Source organism: Novosphingobium pentaromativorans US6-1 (genome assembly GCF_000767465.1).
GTDB lineage: Bacteria > Pseudomonadota > Alphaproteobacteria > Sphingomonadales > Sphingomonadaceae > Novosphingobium > Novosphingobium pentaromativorans.
Map to the genome: position 1 here is coordinate 3,745,980 of NZ_CP009291.1, position 14,884 is coordinate 3,760,863.

Consider the following 14,884-nt stretch of genomic DNA (forward strand, 5'->3'; position numbering starts at 1 on the left):
GTCAGGCCGGAGGGATAACAGCATCCGTGGTCTCAAGCGAAGTGCGTCGCTTCCCAGTTCTCGCGAGCGGACCAGACTTCGGCCTTGCCCTGCACGGTGCAACCCTTTTCGCCCGGCTCGATCGCGCCGATGACGTGGACGGTTTCGCCCGCCGCTTCGAGTTCGGCCTGCAGCGCGCCCACGTCGTCGGCGGCCACGGCAAGGACCATGCCGATGCCGCAGTTGAAGGTGCGGGCCATCTCGCCGGGCTCGATGTTGCCCTGGGCCTGGAGGAACGCCATCAGGCGCGGCTGCAGCCATGCGCCTGCGTCGATGCGCGCATGCAGGCCCTTGGGCAGGACACGCGGGATATTTTCCAGCAGACCGCCGCCGGTAATGTGGGCAAGGGCGTGGATGCGGCCCGAACGGATGAAGGGCAGCAGGCTCTTCACGTAGATGCGCGTCGGCGCGATCAGCGCGTCGATCAGCAGGGTTTCCGCATCGAACAGGGCCGGGCGGTCGAGCTTCCAGCCCTTGTCCTCGGCAAGGCGGCGGACCAGAGAATAGCCGTTCGAGTGCACGCCCGAGGACGCCAGACCCAGCAGGACGTCGCCGCTGGCCACCTTGTCGCCGGTCAGCTGCTCGCCGCGCTCGACGGCGCCGACGCAGAAGCCGGCAAGGTCGTAGTCGCCTGCAGCATACATGCCGGGCATTTCCGCCGTTTCGCCGCCGATGAGGGCGCAGCCCGACATCTTGCAGCCTTCGGCAATGCCGGCAACGACGCGTTCGGCGACGCCGTTCTCGAGTTTTCCGGTAGCGAAGTAGTCGAGGAAGAAGAGGGGCTCCGCGCCCTGCACGATAAGGTCGTTCACGCACATGGCGACAAGGTCGATGCCGATGTGGTCGTGACGGTCGTGATCGATGGCTAGCTTGACCTTGGTGCCCACGCCATCGTTCGCCGCGACAAGGAGCGGATCCTTGTAACCGGCCGCGCGTGGATCGAAGAACCCTCCGAACCCTCCGAGGTCGGCGTCCGCGCCGGGACGGGCGGTCGCTTTGGCCAGCGGGGCGATGGCTTTGACAAGGGCGTTGCCGGCCGCGATCGAAACGCCGGCCTGCTCATAGCTATAGCTCTTCGAGGAGTTATCTTCGGACATTGCGCGCGCATAGTGCGCAATCGGTTTCGAGTCACGCCCGACCCGCAAAAATGACGCACAAAAAGCGCCGGGGATGCCCAAGTTCGGGAGCAGTCGCTTTCCTGCTTGGATTTCGCTCGCCGTTTGGGCAAAAGGCCCGGGTTTTGACAATGGCCACGACAATCTCCCACAAATTCCGGCGGCTTGCCCGCACCGGTTCGCTCAAGGGCGCCGCTGGGCGCAAGGGCCTGATCCTCGGCGGCGTGGCGGCGGCGGCGCTCGCCCTGGCGGGCGGCTCGGCGCTGATCGCGCAGATCGATGGTGACCGGGGCATTGCCCCGCTCGTCAATTCCGAGGATATTCAGGTCAACGGCATAAAGGTCGACGTATCGGACAAGACCGGCGCCGATGCGCGCCTCAAGGCCTGGAAAGAGGCGGAAAAGGAAGCCTGGAAGAAGCTGGGCGGTCCGGACATGCCGGTCGAGTCGATCGATGCCATGGTCTCGTCCGTGGTGATCGAGCACGAACAGATCGGTCCGCACCGCTATATCGCCTCGCTGGGCGTCATCTTCGACAAGGCCAAGGCGGGCCAGTTCGTCGGCGGAGACGGTGCGACGGTCCGTTCGGCGCCGCTGCTGGTCATTCCCGTGCTCTACTCGGGCGGTGTGCGTCAGGTCTTCGAGGTGCGCGGGGCCTGGCAGCGCGCCTGGGCCGAGTTCCAGGCCGCGCAGAGCACCATCGATTACGTACGCCCCGCCGGTGCGGGCGGCGAATCGCTGATTCTCACGGCGGGACAGCCGGGCCGGCGCAGCCGCCTGTGGTGGCGAAACGTGCTCAACCAGTTCGATGCGGCTGACGTGATCGTGCCGGTGGCCCGGCTCGAGCGCCAGTGGCCGGGCGGCCCGGTGAAGGGTACGTTCACGGCGCGCTACGGCCCGGACAACAAGTTCCTCTCCAGCTTTGAGATGACGGCCGCAAGCGAAGAGCAGTTGCCTGAAATGCTCGACAAGGCAGTGCAGCGCGTCGATGGCATCTACCGCGGTGCGCTCGATCAGGGGCTGCTGCAGCCCGACCCGACGATCACCGCCGGTCGCCTCACGCTGGACCGCGCTTTCGCCGAATTGCGCGACAAGCTGATGCCCCAAGGCGCGCCGCCGCCAGAACTTCTCACGCCTCAGCCGATCCCGGGCGCCGCGTCCGAAAGCGTCGCTGCCGGTCAGGTCGAGACGGTGACCGTACAGTTCGCAACGCCCGATGCGGGAGCGGTCGACGCGGCGCTGGCTGCCGTTCGCGGCGTGCCGGGCGTGAGCGGGGCCGCTACGGTGAGCCTTGCCATCGGTGGCACCTCGGTCATGCGGGTGACGGCAGCGGGCGGGGTAGAACGGCTTGCCGCGGCGCTGAAGGCACAGGGCTGGAATGTCTCTGCCAGCGGTTCTACGCTGAGGATCAGCCGCTAGGACCGGGCCTTGGGCATGAGGCAGATCGCATTACCGCTTTCGTCCAAACGGGACAGGCCCCCGCGCATCGTCGTGGGCAATGCCAATGTGTCCGTGATCGACGCAATGTCGGAGCCGGGCAACTGGCCGTTCCGTACTGCGATCCTCACCGGGCCGCCACGCTCGGGCAAGTCGCTTCTCGCTGGCTGGTTCGCCGACGCGGGCGTGGGTGACGTGGTGGACGATGCCGAGACGGTCGACGAGGATGCGCTGTTCCACCGCTGGAACCGCGCGCAGGAGAGCGGGCGTCCGCTCCTCATCGTCACCAACCGGCCGCGCGGCAGCGGCGAGGGGGCGTGGAAAGTCAAGCTGCCGGATCTCAATTCTAGGCTGGGAGCTGCGCTCGACCTCGAAGTCGGCGTGCCGGACGACGAGATGCTGGCCGCCTTGATGGAAGTCCACGCCGAGATGCGCGGCCTCGTTCTTGACCATTCCGCAACCGATTATCTTGTACCAAGGTGCGAGCGTAGCCATCTGGGGGTCGAAAGGCTGGTCGAAGCGATCGATCGGCTCAGTCTGGAACGCAAGCAGGCCCCCACACTGGCCATCTGGCGCGAAGCCTTGATCGAGACTAAAGGCAGCGCTCCGGAAGGCCTCGGGAACTAGGTCTGCTCTACGATGCTTGCCTTGCAGGCGAATTGATGGGAGATTCGGGCAATGCTCGGTAATCTTGTCCGATATCTGGATTCTGTCGTGGCGCGCGATCCTGCGCCTCGTTCGCGTTGGGAAGTGCTGCTCTATCCCGGCGTGTGGGCGCTGTTCTGGCACAAGATCGCGCATCGCCTGTTCAATGCGCGCCTGTTCTTCCTCGCGCGTGCGGTCAACCACCTCTCCCGGTTCCTGACCGCCATCGACATTCATCCGGGCGCGACCATCGGCAAGAACTTCTTCATCGACCACGGTTTCACCGTGATCGGCGAGACGGCCGAGATCGGTGACAACGTCACTATCTACCAGTGCGTCACGCTTGGCGGTTCCAACCCGACGAACGGCAAGGGCGGCAAGCGCCATCCCACGCTGGAGGACAATGTCATCGTCGGCTCCGGGGCCCAGATCATCGGTCCGGTGACCATCGGCAAGCGTGCCCGCATCGGCGCCAGCGCCGTCGTGACGGAGAGCGTGCCCGATGGCGCGACCATGATCGGCGTCAAGGCGCGCTCGACCCTTGTCGCTGCAGAGACGTACGCCAAGGACTTCATGCCTTACGGCACGCCCTGCAAGGAACCGTGCGAACCGGCGCCCAACCAGCGCGTCGACCAGCTCGAAGAGCAGATCGATGCCCTGCGAGCGCAAGTCGAGGCGCTCATGGCCGAACGTGATGAGGCCGCTAAGTCCACCGAACCGGCATGCAAGGGCGTTTGAGCTGAATGTCGGTTGGGCCGGCCGGACTGAATTCCCATCACGGCAGTGTCGTTGCATTCCCCGGGCGCAAGCCTCTGCAGGTGGGGTTTGAGCGCGACGAGCTGATGCGCATTCTGGATCTTTACGGGCGCATGGTCGCGGCCGGACTGTGGCGCGACTACGCCATGGATTTCGGCAAGGACGCCGCGAACTTCAGCGCCTTTCGCCGCGCTGCCGAACGCCCGCAGGCGCGGGTGGAGAAGCGCCCTTCGCTGCGCGGAAAGCAGGGCATGTGGACGCTGTTCGGCGAGGCCGGGCAAGTGCTCAAGCGCGGGCACGAACTGGCCGGCATTCTCAGCCCGCTCGAACGCAAGCTCCTCAAGGTCGTCGAGGATTGAGGGCAGGGGGCTGTTTTGCTCCCGTTCTCAGCCGCGCTTGCCTGACAGCATCGCCATCGCATGATGCGACTGCTCCATGCCGTTGTCGAAGACACGGTCGCCGCGCCGGTCGCGGATACGTTCCCAGGCCGCTGCGAATCCTTCGACGGTCCGCTCTGCCTCGGGCAGCAGGACGCCGTCGTTCATGGTGATGAAGGCGCCCTGGTAGACGCCGCCACCCGCACCCACGATGGCATCGCTTGGCGCATCCTTCGATACGAGGAAGAGGGCGGCGGGCACCACGGCTTCCGGAACGAAAGCATTATAGGCTTCATCGGGAAAGATGTCGGCGGTCATGCGCGTGCCCGCCGTCGGGGCGATGGAGTTGACGCGGATGTCGTACTTGGCGCCTTCCATGCGCAAGGTACGGGCGAGGCCGAGAACGCCGGCCTTGGCCGCGCCGTAGTTGGCCTGGCCGAAGTTGCCGCCAAGACCGGAGGACGAAGTCGTCATCAGAACGCGGCCGTAGCGCTGCTCGCGCATGGTTTCCCAAACCGCCTTGGTCGCAAAGGCGCTGCCCAGCAGGTGGACGCGCACGACCAGCTCGAAATCGGCCGGGTCCATCTTGGCGAAAGTGCGGTCGCGCAGGATCCCGGCATTGTTGATCAGGACATGGACGCCGCCCCATGCTTCCCTGGTGCGCGCGACCATCGCTTCCATCTGGGCGAAGTCCGAAACGTCGCCGCCGTCGGCCATGGCCTCGCCGCCAGCTACGCGAATTTCCTCGACCACCGCCAGTGCGGCGTCGGAGTGGCCGCGCCCGTCGCGCTCGCCGCCGAGGTCGTTGACCACGACTTTCGCGCCGCGCCGCGCCAGTTCGAGGGCATAGGCGCGTCCCAGTCCATTGCCGGCACCGGTCACGATCGCGACCTGTCCTTCGAACGAAATGGGCATATTCTTGGCACTCCGGCTTGGCGCTTGAAGGGGCTTGCCGCGAGATGGCAGGTTGCGCGGCGCGGTTCAATTGCAAAGCTTGCCCATGAAGCGCGTGCTGCCGCTTGCTCCCGCGCGTTCTCGGGGCCATAGGCGGTCCGAACGAATCCGGCGATTCCGCGCGAAGCGGGATTGCATTTGACCAGACCGCCCAAGCGAAAGGCCCCCGCGATGAAAGTCCGCGTCCACGTCAGCCTCAAGCCCGGTGTCCTCGATCCGCAGGGTCGGGCGATTCATCACTCGCTCGAAGGCCTCGGCTTCTCGGGAGTGAACGACGTCCGCGCCGGCCGCCTGATCGAGCTCGACGTTGCCGACAACGTCAGCGACGAAGCGCTCGACGACATGTGCCGCAAGCTCCTCGCCAACATGGTGATCGAGAACTACCGCATCGAGAAGGTCGCCGCATGAGCTTCCGCTCCGCCGTCATCACCTTTCCCGGCTCCAATTGCGACCGCGACATGGCGGACGCGCTGGAGAAGGTTTCGGGCACCGCGCCGCATCGCGTCTGGCACGGTGACGCCGACCTGCCCGAGGGACTGGACTTCATCGCCTTGCCGGGCGGCTTTTCCTATGGCGACTACTTGCGCTGCGGTGCGATTGCCTCGCGCTCGCCGGTGATGCGCGCCGTCATCGAGGCTGCCGGTCGCGGCGTTCCGGTGCTCGGGGTCTGCAACGGTTTCCAGGTCCTGACCGAAAGCGGGCTGCTGCCCGGTGCGCTGCTGCGCAACTCGGTGATCCGCTTCGTCTGCCGCGACGTTCGCCTCAAGGTCGAAAACGCGCAGTCGCTGTTCACCAGCGGCTATGAAGCGGGCCAGGAAATCGTCATTCCGGTCGCCCACCACGACGGCAACTACTTCGCCGACGAAGCGACGCTCGACCGTCTCGAGGGCGAGGGCCGCGTGGCCTTCCGCTATGCCGAGGACGTCAACGGTTCGGCCCGGCAGATCGCCGGCGTGCTCAACGATGGCGGCAACGTGCTGGGCATGATGCCGCACCCCGAACGTGCCATCGAAGCTACCCACGGTGGCACGGATGGTCGCGCATTGTTCGAAAGCGCTATCAGGGGCTTGGTCGGCGCCTGATCGCCAGGCAGGCCGGCGTCCCGGGCGTGTTCCGGGGCAGTCAGCTTGGTCTTGGGCCATTTGGCTGCAAGCGCTGGCAGGACCTGAGCGCTATTCCGGTGCTGTTGCCGCTGCGCGCGGTTATCCGCTCAGGCCGCGCTCTGTCGTGGATTGGCCGGGCTGCCGAATAGTGCAATTGCATCTTCGGGGGCCATGGGGCGGCCGAAGAAATAGCCCTGGATCTTGCGGCAGCCGAGCTGCCGGATCATGTCGACCTCTTTCTGGGTCTCGGCGCCTTCGGCGGTCGTCGACATGCCGAGGCTGTCCGCCATGGCGACGACGGCGCGGATGATCGCCAGGCTCTCGGGATTGCCCGTGGCGGCGCCCTGCACGAACATGCGGTCGACCTTGATCGTGGAGAAGCGCAGCTTGCGCAGGTAACCCAGCGAGGAATAGCCGGTCCCGAAGTCGTCGAGCGCGATGCCGCAGCCCAGCGCCATGACTTCCTCCAGCGCGGCATTGGCCATGGTCGTGTCGCGCAGGAAGATGCTCTCGGTCACCTCGATCTCGAGCCGGTTCGGGCTGAGCCCGCTGTGCTGGAGCGCACCGACCACGCTGGCCACGAAGTTTTGGTCGAGGAGCTGTTCGCCCGAGACATTCACCGCAACGCGGATGTGTTCGGGCCAGTTCATCGCTTCCTTGCAGGCCTCCCGGAGCACCCATTCCCCGATCGGCACGATCAGGCGGGTATCCTCCGCCAGCGGGATGAACTTTGCCGGGCTGACGCTGCCGTGATCCTTGCTTTCCCAGCGCAGCAGCGCTTCGAAGCTGACGACGCCCTCGGTGTCCGCCGCAACGACGGGCTGGTACACAACCTTGAATTCGTCGCGTTCGAGGGCGCGGCGCAGGGAAAATTCCAGCTTGCGCCGCTCCTCGGCATGGGCGTGAAGGGCCGGTTCGTAAGTGAAGTGCTCGTTACCCCCGGTATCCTTGGCGCGGTAGAGCGCCAGGTCGGCATTGCGCATGAGGGTCTCGACAGTCGAGCCGTCGCGCGGGCCGATCGCAGAGCCGACCGAGGCGCCGACGTAGAGAGTGTGGTGATCGACTTCGTAGGGCTGCGAGAGGCGCTTGATGACGCGTTCGGCGACACGTTCGATATGGGCAAGGTCCGAAGCGTCGCGGATCACGATGGCGAACTCGTCACCGCCAAGGCGGCCGCACAGTTCGTTGTCGGTCATCTGCTCCTTGAGTCGCTCCGATACCCGGGCCAGCAACTGGTCGCCGACGAGATGGCCCAGCGAATCGTTGACCGCCTTGAAGCGATCGAGGTCGATCATCAGGAAGGCGCAGCGTGTGCGCCACTTGTCCGCGTAGTCCAGCGCGTCGCCCAGCGCTTCGGTGAGCATCAGGCGGTTGGGCAGGCCGGTAAGCGTGTCGTAACGCGCGAGCCAGGCAATCTTGTCGGAATTCTCGCGCGCCTCGGTGACGTCGGAGCCGACGCCGCGGAAGCCGTCGAAATTGCCCTTTTCGTCGAGCTTGGGCGTGCCGGAAAGCTCCCACCAGCGCGGTTGGCCGTGGATCGTCACGCGCACCAGCAGGTTGTTGAAGTTCTCGCGCCGCTTGATGCGCTCGGCAAGGTCGTGGAGGCTGGTCGAGAACTGGCCGCTTTCCCACGCCGATCCGGCGATGAGCTGGATCAGGGGCTGCCCCTCGATCTCCTTGGCATCCATGCCCAGGGCAAAGGCGAAGCGCGGGGAAACCGACCGCACGCGGCGTGCGGTATCGATCTGCCAGAGCCAGTCTGCCTCGCCTTCCTCGAACTCGCGCAGCAGCATCGAGACGACTTCGTCCTTCTCGACGATGCCGGCTTCGGCGATCTTGGTAATGACGTGGCGCCGCGCGCTCTCGATGGCGGCGGCAATCACGATTCCCGAGAAGGCGATGCTGACCGCGGCCATGTCGAACATGCCGCGGCTCAGGAAGAACACGATGGCGGTAGCGCCGGTGATTCCGGTGAACAGCAAGGTTCCCAGCGGTACAGCGGGCAGCAGCACGGCCGATGCGGTCATCAGCATGGCCAGCACGATCCACAGCTTCACTTGCGTCTGCGCGTCGACGAAGAAGCCGAGGCCGCCGATCGGGACGGACCAGGCCAGGCCGTTGAGAATGGAGCTGATCATCTGCGCGTGGACTTCGTCGCGCGAGATGCGGCGCTTGTCCGCGTCGATGAGCGTGCGGTCTATGCGGACCCCTCGCCAGAGCGTGCCGCAGGCCACTGCGATCCAGACCGCGACAGCCGCCATCGGCACTTGCCCGAAGACGAGCGCCGCCGTTGCGAGCATGGCGGAGATCTGCGTCGTGACCCGCGCGAAAGTGGAGTGGCCGAGGCAGGAATACTGTATTCCCCGCAGCCGACTCCAATCGCCGTCGTCCGGATCCGATAGCCCGAGCACCGCCAATACTGGCAGTTCCCGTGGCATGGCGCAGTAGGTGGACGTGTGCGTGTTCACTCCCCTGCAATAACCGACCAAGTGTTATTACAGGGTAAAAGTCGTCCGATCAGTCGGCAGGGCCTGAATTATTTCCACGAACGGCCGTTATTCGACGGTTACGCTCTTGGCGAGATTGCGGGGCTGGTCGACGTCGGTGCCCTTTACGCAGGCGACGTGGTACGCGAGCAACTGGACCGGCACGGCATAGACCAGCGGCGCGATCAGCGGGTGGACCTTGGGCATCTCTATGGTCGCGATGCAGCCTTCGCCGGCTTCCTCGATGCCTTCCCTGTCGGAAATCAGCACGACCTTGCCGCCGCGGGCGCGCACTTCCTGCATGTTGCTGACGGTCTTTTCGAAGAGCGGCCCGGAAGGGGCGAGGACAATGACCGGGACGGCATCGTCGATCAGCGCGATCGGACCGTGCTTCATCTCGCCCGAGGCATAGCCTTCGGCATGGATGTAGCTGATTTCCTTGAGCTTGAGCGCCCCTTCGAGGGCAAGCGGGAAGTCCGGTCCGCGCCCCAGGTAAAGCACGTCGCGCGCAGGGGCGATGAGGTGCGCCATCTCGGCGATTTCCTCGTCATGGGCCAGCGCAGCGTTGAGGCAGGCAGGCGTTTCGACGAGATGATTGACGACTTCCATCTCCTCCTCGCGTGCCATGCGCCCACGCTTGACCGCAAGATGTGCGGCGAGGGCGGCGAGCACGGCAAGCTGGCAGGTGAAGGCCTTGGTCGAGGCGACGCCGATTTCCGGACCGGCATGGGTGGGCAGAAGCAGGTCGGCCTCTCGCGCCATCGTGCTGGTCGGCACGTTGACGACGACCGCGATCTTCTGGCCCGCCTCCTTGCAGTGGCGCAGCGCGGCGAGCGTATCGGCGGTTTCGCCGGACTGCGAAATGAACAGGGCCAGCCCGCCCGGTTCCAGCACCGGTTCGCGGTAGCGGAACTCGCTGGCGACATCGATGTCCACCGGCAGGCGCGCGAAATGCTCTATCCAGTACTTCGCGACCATGCCGGCGTAATAGCTGGTGCCGCAGGCGACGATGGTGATGCGGTTGACGCTGGTGACGTCGAAATCGATCTGGGGCAAGGCGACGGAATGGTCGATCTGGCGGATATAGCTGCGCAGGGTCTGGGCAACGACGGTCGGCTGCTCGAAGATCTCCTTCTGCATGAAGTGGCGGTAGTTGCCCTTCTCGATCGCCACGGCCGAAGCGCCGGAGGTTACGATCTCGCGCTCCACCGCATGGCCTTCGACGTCGTAGATCTGTGCGCCCTCGCGGGTGATGACGACCCAGTCGCCCTCTTCGAGGTAGGAAATGCGCTGGGTGAGCGGGGCCAGCGCCAGCGCGTCGGAGCCCAGGTAGGTCTCACCCTCGCCATAGCCAACGACGAGGGGCGAGCCAAGGCGGGCGCCGATCAGCATGTCGGGGAAGCGGCGGAAGGCGATGGCAAGGGCGAAGGCGCCGCGCAGCTGCGGAAGGGCTGCCCTGACCGCTTCCTGCGGCGACTGGCCGGCCTCGACCAGTTCGGAGACGAGGTGCGCGACCACTTCGGTATCGGTCTGGCTCTCGAACTTGCGTCCGCGCGCGACGAGCGCTTCGCGCAAGGGCCGGAAGTTCTCGATGATGCCGTTGTGGACGAGCGCCAGTTCCCCGGTCGCATGGGGATGGGCATTGACCGCGGTCGGCGCGCCGTGGGTGGCCCAGCGGGTGTGGGCAATGCCGACGAGGCCCGGCGCAGGATCGACGGCCAGTTCCTTGACGAGATTGAGAAGCTTGCCCTCAGCCCTGCGGCGGATCAACTGGCCATCGTGGACGGTGCAGACACCGGCACTGTCATAGCCGCGGTATTCCATGCGCCTGAGGCCGTCCACCAGGCGCTCTGCAACTTCTTCCTTGCCGACGATACCGATGATTCCACACATGTGCCGCGCTTGCCGCCTTGTTCCGGATGAATGTTGTTGTCGCTGGACCCAGCCTTGCTGGTCCAGCAGATGGCGCTCCGTCCTGCAATGGACAAGCTTGAAAATCGGTTTAGCCGCCGACCTTCGCAAGCGAGCGGTGGAAAGTTCGCTCAGTCGCCGTCGAGCAGGTCGCCAAGGCCGCCCAGGATTGACCCTTCACCCCGGTTCTGTCCCCCGCGCGAACCGGCAGCCGCCAGCATCCGACCGGCGAGGCGCGAGAAAGGCAGGGACTGGACCCAGACCTTGCCGGGGCCGCGCAGGCGCGCAAAGAACACGCCTTCGCCGCCGAAGATCATCGACTTGACCGAGCCGGCGCGGATCACGTCGAAGTCGATGCCCGCAGTGAATGCGGCCACGCAGCCGGTGTCGATGTGAAGTTCTTCGCCCGCAGCCAGCTCGCGCTCGATCACTGTGCCGCCCATCTGCACGAAGACCCAGCCATCGCCTTCCAGCTTCTGCATGATGAAGCCTTCGCCGCCGAACAGGCCGGTCATGATCCGCTGCTGGAAGTGGACGCCGATGGAGACGCCGCGAGCCGCGGCGAGGAAGGCGTCCTTCTGGCAGATCAGGCGCCCGCCGACGTCGTCCAGCTTGATCGGGAGAATGGCGCCGGGCACGGGAGCGGCGAAGGCGACGCGCGCCTTGCCTTTGCCGTGATGGGTGAAGACGGTCGTGAACAGGCTTTCGCCGGTAACGAGGCGCTTGCCCGCGCCGAGCAGCTTGCCCATGAAGCCGCTGCCTTCGCCGCCCGAACCGTCTCCGAACACGGTCGACATCTCGATCGGGGCATCCTTCCAGACCATCGCACCCGCTTCGGCCACGGCGCTTTCGCCCGGATCCAGCTCGATCTCGACGAACTGGAGTTCCTGGCCCTTGATCTCGAAGTCGACGTCGTCGGAAATCGAAGAACTGCGCGAATGGCTCCAGGGACTGCCGGACATGATGCCTCCTTTTGGGGTGAATTGCTGGAACCCGGGTTTGGGGTGAGCGATTATCCTTGTCAAACCGCGTTCATCGGATACGCTTTGCAGTTCGTCGACCACTAACAAGGTGCGCGGCATTTCAGCGGATTCGCCGACCTCCAAAAGGTGCGCGGCGCATTTGGGTGAGGATGAAAGCATGAACCACTGGAAGGCCTTAATTCCCGGAATGTGCATGGCAATGGCGGTCGGTGCGGCTGCAGGGTCGGTCCCGGCGCGTGCCGAATCGGTTTCGCCGGGCCATCTGAGCGAAGTCAGCCAGCTGGTGGTTGCGCCCAATGTCATGGACAAGCAGCGCACTTCGGCAGGCTTCGGCTTCATACGCGCTGGCAAGCTGAAAAAGGCGATTGCAGAATTCGACGCGGTGATCTCGGCGGCGGACCGCAGGCACCTGGGCGATCCGCGTCCGCGCTTCTGCGCGCGCGATGAACGCGACGCCTCGAAGATCACGACCGCGACCGGTGCTTCGGGTACAAGCCCCGTGCTGATCGATGCGGCGGTGTGCGATGCGCACTTCGGCAAGGGCTATGCCCTGATCGACATGGGGCGCGGCGATCTGGCCGAAGCGGAACTGCGCCGCGCGACCGAACTGGCGCCCTTCGATGCGCATTACGCCAACGAATATGCCGAACTCTACAAGTCGCGCCGTGACTGGAAGACTTCGCTCGAACTGTTCCTGCGCGCCTGGGACGTGACCGACAAGAACCCGGCAGGGCCTGACGCCGACCTTGCCGCGCGGGCGCTGCGGGGGATCGGCTACAACCAGATGATGCTCGGCAACCTCGAAGCGGCCGAGAATTCTTTCAAGCAGTCGCTGGAATTCGAGCCTGGGAACAAGGCCGCCAGCATCGAACTGGGACATATCGCCCGGCAGAAGGCAATCGGTTCGTAATTCAGCTCCGGAGGCCGGGCGGAACTACTTTTTCTGCTCGGCCTTCTTCTTCTTCATCGTATCGTGAAAGCGGTCTGCCCAGCCGGGCTTGACCAGCTGTTCCCCGCGCACGAGGCGCAGTTCGCCCGGGGCGACGTTGCGCGTGACTGCGCTGCCAGCCGCGACGATAGCATCCGCGCCGATCTGGAGCGGGGCGACCAGGGCGCTGTTCGAGCCGATGAAGGCGCGTTCGCCGATCACCGTCTTGTGCTTGAAGTAGCCGTCGTAGTTGCAGGTGATCGTGCCCGCGCCGATGTTTGCTCCCGCGCCGATCTCTGCATCGCCCAGGTAGCTGAGGTGGTTGGCCTTGGCGCCTTCGCCCAGCACCGCCTTCTTCATCTCGACGAAGTTGCCGACCTTGGAGCCGGTCTTGAGCACCGCTCCGGGGCGCAGGCGGGCGTAGGGGCCGATCTCGACCCCGCTTTCCAGCGTTGCGCCTTCAAGGTGCGAGAAGGCGCGAATGGTGACATCGTCGGCGACCATCACGCCAGGGCCGAAGACCACGTTGGGCTCGATCGTGACGTCGCGGCCAAGCTGCGTATCCCAGGCGAAGAACACCGTTTCCGGCGCGGTAAGCGTCACGCCATCGGCCATGGCGTCCTTGCGGCGACGGGCCTGCCAGCGTGCTTCGGCCTCGGCCAGTTCGCCGCGGCTGTTGATGCCGCCCACTTCGTCCGGATCGTCCGTGGTGATGACCGCACAGGTGCGGCCCTCGAGCGTGGCGACATTGACGATGTCGACGAGGTAGTACTCGCCCTGCGCATTGTCGTTGCCCACGCGAGAGAGCAGGTCGAAAAGGTCCGCCGACCTCACCGCCATGAGGCCGGAGTTGCACAGGCGGCAGGCGCGCTGCTCATCGGTTGCGTCCTTGTACTCGACCATCATTGCGATGCGGCCATCGTCGTGGGCGAGCACCCGGCCGTACTGCAGCGGATCTTCCGGCTCGAAACCGAGCACCACGACCGCCGGGGAATCCTCTGCGTGAAGGCGCTCGATCATGGCGCGCATCGTTTCGGTGCGCACGAAAGGCACATCGCCGTAAAGGATCAGGACATCGCCGTCGAAGCCCTGCAGAGCGCCCTGTGCCTGCTGGACGGCATGGCCGGTGCCCAGCTGCGGCTCCTGCACTGCGAAAGTCACGCTTTCGCCCAAAGCCCTTTCAAGCTGCTCCAGCCCGTGCCCGGCCACGACGACCTGCCGCTGCGGGGAGAGTTCGGCCGCGCTGGCCATGAGATGCTCCAGCATCGGCCTGCCCGCAATGGGGTGCAGGACCTTGTGCAGGTTGCTCTTCATGCGGGTGCCCTTGCCGGCGGCAAGGACAACGACCGCGAGCGGGGCGAGGGGGGATGAGTCTTCGGCCATGGCGCTCATGTGCCAGCAAAATGTTGCGGTTTCCACATCAAGTCTTAACTGGGGACGCGATGAGCACATTTCCATTCGATATCGTCGGGTTCGACCTCGACGGAACCCTTCTCGACAGTCACGGCGACCTGGCAGCGGCAGTGAACCACGCGATCTCGAAGGAGGGCAGGCAGGCGATCCCGTCGTCCGAAGTGCGCGACCTGATCGGCGGCGGAGCGAAGAAGATGCTCGCCCGCGCGCTGGAGGTTACCGGGGAGCCGGTTTCCGATGCGCGTTTCGACGAATTGCACCGCATCCTGCTCGATTTCTACGAGGCCAATATCGCGGTCGAGACGCGCCTGTTTCCGGGCGGACTCGAAATGCTGGACGGTCTGGCTGCGCGCGGCGTGAAGATCGCGGTGGTGACCAACAAGCTTGAGCGCTTCGCCGTGCGGATCTTCGACGAGCTTGGCCTGTCGGATCGCTTCTTCACGGTCATTGGCGGCGATACGCTGGGGCCGGGCAAGGCCAAGCCCAACCCCGATCTCATCTACGAGATGCTCGATCGGGCCGGTGTCTCGCGGCAGAAGGCGCGCGCTGTCTATGTCGGCGATACGACTTACGATACCGGCGCGGCTGCCGCTGCGGGGCTACCCTGCGTCGCGGTGAGCTTCGGCTTCTGCGACAAGCCGCCCCGCGAACTGGGTGCCAATGCGGTGATCGATCACTTCGACCAGCTCATTCCTGCGCTCGACTATCTGGGAACCGCCTCCGTGCGCTGAGCCGACA

The 14,884-nt window shown here is 65.3% G+C and carries 14 protein-coding genes; 8 read left to right on the forward strand and 6 right to left on the reverse strand.

Annotation, left to right across the window (positions count from 1 at the left end; translation table 11 throughout):
* Positions 1-32: 32 nt before the first annotated feature.
* Positions 33-1,136 (reverse strand): phosphoribosylformylglycinamidine cyclo-ligase, encoded by a 1,104-nt coding sequence (purM, locus tag JI59_RS17580; RefSeq protein ID WP_007011306.1) that lies wholly within the window; start codon positions 1,134-1,136, stop codon positions 33-35.
* Positions 1,137-1,285: 149 nt separating this feature from the next.
* Between purM and JI59_RS17585 the strand changes: the two genes are divergently transcribed.
* Genes JI59_RS17585 through JI59_RS17600 form a run of 4 tightly spaced genes read left to right on the forward strand, consistent with a single transcriptional unit; the run spans position 1,286 to position 4,350 of the window.
* The gene (locus JI59_RS17585; RefSeq protein WP_007011305.1) at positions 1,286-2,572 is read left to right on the forward strand and encodes a hypothetical protein; all 1,287 of its coding nucleotides are present in this window, start codon (positions 1,286-1,288) and stop codon (positions 2,570-2,572) included.
* A gap of 15 nt (positions 2,573-2,587) precedes the next feature.
* On the forward strand, positions 2,588-3,217 hold the full coding sequence (locus tag JI59_RS17590; RefSeq protein ID WP_007011304.1) for an HdaA/DnaA family protein: 630 nt from the start codon (positions 2,588-2,590) through the stop codon (positions 3,215-3,217).
* Between the two features lie 51 nt (positions 3,218-3,268).
* On the forward strand, positions 3,269-3,973 hold the full coding sequence (epsC, locus tag JI59_RS17595) for a serine O-acetyltransferase EpsC (RefSeq protein ID WP_007011303.1): 705 nt from the start codon (positions 3,269-3,271) through the stop codon (positions 3,971-3,973).
* A gap of 5 nt (positions 3,974-3,978) precedes the next feature.
* Complete coding sequence (locus JI59_RS17600; protein WP_038576515.1) at positions 3,979-4,350, forward strand: DUF2794 domain-containing protein; 372 nt, start codon at positions 3,979-3,981, stop codon at positions 4,348-4,350.
* Positions 4,351-4,377: 27 nt separating this feature from the next.
* Here the strand turns inward: JI59_RS17600 and JI59_RS17605 are convergent, their stop codons facing one another.
* On the reverse strand, positions 4,378-5,283 hold the full coding sequence (locus JI59_RS17605; protein WP_007011301.1) for an SDR family NAD(P)-dependent oxidoreductase: 906 nt from the start codon (positions 5,281-5,283) through the stop codon (positions 4,378-4,380).
* Positions 5,284-5,493: 210 nt separating this feature from the next.
* On the opposite strand from JI59_RS17605, the gene purS reads away from it, so the two are divergent.
* A complete protein-coding gene (gene purS, locus JI59_RS17610; RefSeq protein WP_007011299.1) occupies positions 5,494-5,730 on the forward strand; it encodes a phosphoribosylformylglycinamidine synthase subunit PurS in 237 nt (78 codons plus the stop codon).
* On the forward strand, positions 5,727-6,404 hold the full coding sequence (gene purQ, locus JI59_RS17615; RefSeq protein WP_007011300.1) for a phosphoribosylformylglycinamidine synthase subunit PurQ: 678 nt from the start codon (positions 5,727-5,729) through the stop codon (positions 6,402-6,404). Before purS ends, purQ begins: the two co-directional genes overlap by 4 nt.
* Positions 6,405-6,532: 128 nt before the next feature.
* Here the strand turns inward: purQ and JI59_RS17620 are convergent, their stop codons facing one another.
* From JI59_RS17620 to JI59_RS17630, 3 genes are all read right to left on the reverse strand, one after another.
* Positions 6,533-8,863, reverse strand: coding sequence for a putative bifunctional diguanylate cyclase/phosphodiesterase (locus JI59_RS17620; protein ID WP_052117987.1), 2,331 nt, complete (start codon positions 8,861-8,863; stop codon positions 6,533-6,535).
* 117 nt (positions 8,864-8,980) lie between these two features.
* Positions 8,981-10,804 carry a glutamine--fructose-6-phosphate transaminase (isomerizing) gene (gene glmS / locus JI59_RS17625; protein ID WP_007011296.1) on the reverse strand — a complete coding sequence of 608 codons (1,824 nt, stop codon included), beginning with the start codon at positions 10,802-10,804 and terminating at the stop codon, positions 8,981-8,983.
* 149 nt (positions 10,805-10,953) lie between these two features.
* Complete coding sequence (locus JI59_RS17630; RefSeq protein WP_038577850.1) at positions 10,954-11,784, reverse strand: TIGR00266 family protein; 831 nt, start codon at positions 11,782-11,784, stop codon at positions 10,954-10,956.
* 178 nt (positions 11,785-11,962) lie between these two features.
* Between JI59_RS17630 and JI59_RS17635 the strand changes: the two genes are divergently transcribed.
* Complete coding sequence (locus tag JI59_RS17635; RefSeq protein WP_238532450.1) at positions 11,963-12,715, forward strand: tetratricopeptide repeat protein; 753 nt, start codon at positions 11,963-11,965, stop codon at positions 12,713-12,715.
* Between the two features lie 24 nt (positions 12,716-12,739).
* Here JI59_RS17635 and glmU read toward each other — a convergent pair whose 3' ends face one another.
* Positions 12,740-14,125 carry a bifunctional UDP-N-acetylglucosamine diphosphorylase/glucosamine-1-phosphate N-acetyltransferase GlmU gene (glmU, locus tag JI59_RS17640; RefSeq protein WP_007011293.1) on the reverse strand — a complete coding sequence of 462 codons (1,386 nt, stop codon included), beginning with the start codon at positions 14,123-14,125 and terminating at the stop codon, positions 12,740-12,742.
* 50 nt (positions 14,126-14,175) lie between these two features.
* Here glmU and JI59_RS17645 point away from each other — a divergent pair, with 50 nt between their 5' ends.
* A complete protein-coding gene (locus JI59_RS17645; protein WP_007011292.1) occupies positions 14,176-14,877 on the forward strand; it encodes an HAD-IA family hydrolase in 702 nt (233 codons plus the stop codon).
* Positions 14,878-14,884: the final 7 nt, after the last annotated feature.

Excerpts from the sequence above, each read along its gene's own strand:
- JI59_RS17630 (WP_038577850.1), bottom strand. The coding sequence starts at position 11,784 with ATGTCCGGCAGTCCCTGGAGCCATTCGCGCAGTTCTTCGATTTCCGAC.
- epsC (WP_007011303.1), top strand. The coding sequence starts at position 3,269 with ATGCTCGGTAATCTTGTCCGATATCTGGATTCTGTCGTGGCGCGCGAT.
- JI59_RS17600 (WP_038576515.1), top strand. The coding sequence starts at position 3,979 with ATGTCGGTTGGGCCGGCCGGACTGAATTCCCATCACGGCAGTGTCGTT.
- glmS (WP_007011296.1), bottom strand. The coding sequence starts at position 10,804 with ATGTGTGGAATCATCGGTATCGTCGGCAAGGAAGAAGTTGCAGAGCGC.
- glmU (WP_007011293.1), bottom strand. The coding sequence starts at position 14,125 with ATGAGCGCCATGGCCGAAGACTCATCCCCCCTCGCCCCGCTCGCGGTC.
- JI59_RS17585 (WP_007011305.1), top strand. The coding sequence starts at position 1,286 with ATGGCCACGACAATCTCCCACAAATTCCGGCGGCTTGCCCGCACCGGT.
- JI59_RS17590 (WP_007011304.1), top strand. The coding sequence starts at position 2,588 with ATGAGGCAGATCGCATTACCGCTTTCGTCCAAACGGGACAGGCCCCCG.
- JI59_RS17645 (WP_007011292.1), top strand. The coding sequence starts at position 14,176 with ATGAGCACATTTCCATTCGATATCGTCGGGTTCGACCTCGACGGAACC.
- purS (WP_007011299.1), top strand. The coding sequence starts at position 5,494 with ATGAAAGTCCGCGTCCACGTCAGCCTCAAGCCCGGTGTCCTCGATCCG.
- JI59_RS17605 (WP_007011301.1), bottom strand. The coding sequence starts at position 5,283 with ATGCCCATTTCGTTCGAAGGACAGGTCGCGATCGTGACCGGTGCCGGC.
- purQ (WP_007011300.1), top strand. The coding sequence starts at position 5,727 with ATGAGCTTCCGCTCCGCCGTCATCACCTTTCCCGGCTCCAATTGCGAC.
- JI59_RS17620 (WP_052117987.1), bottom strand. The coding sequence starts at position 8,863 with ATGCCACGGGAACTGCCAGTATTGGCGGTGCTCGGGCTATCGGATCCG.
- purM (WP_007011306.1), bottom strand. The coding sequence starts at position 1,136 with ATGTCCGAAGATAACTCCTCGAAGAGCTATAGCTATGAGCAGGCCGGC.
- JI59_RS17635 (WP_238532450.1), top strand. The coding sequence starts at position 11,963 with ATGAACCACTGGAAGGCCTTAATTCCCGGAATGTGCATGGCAATGGCG.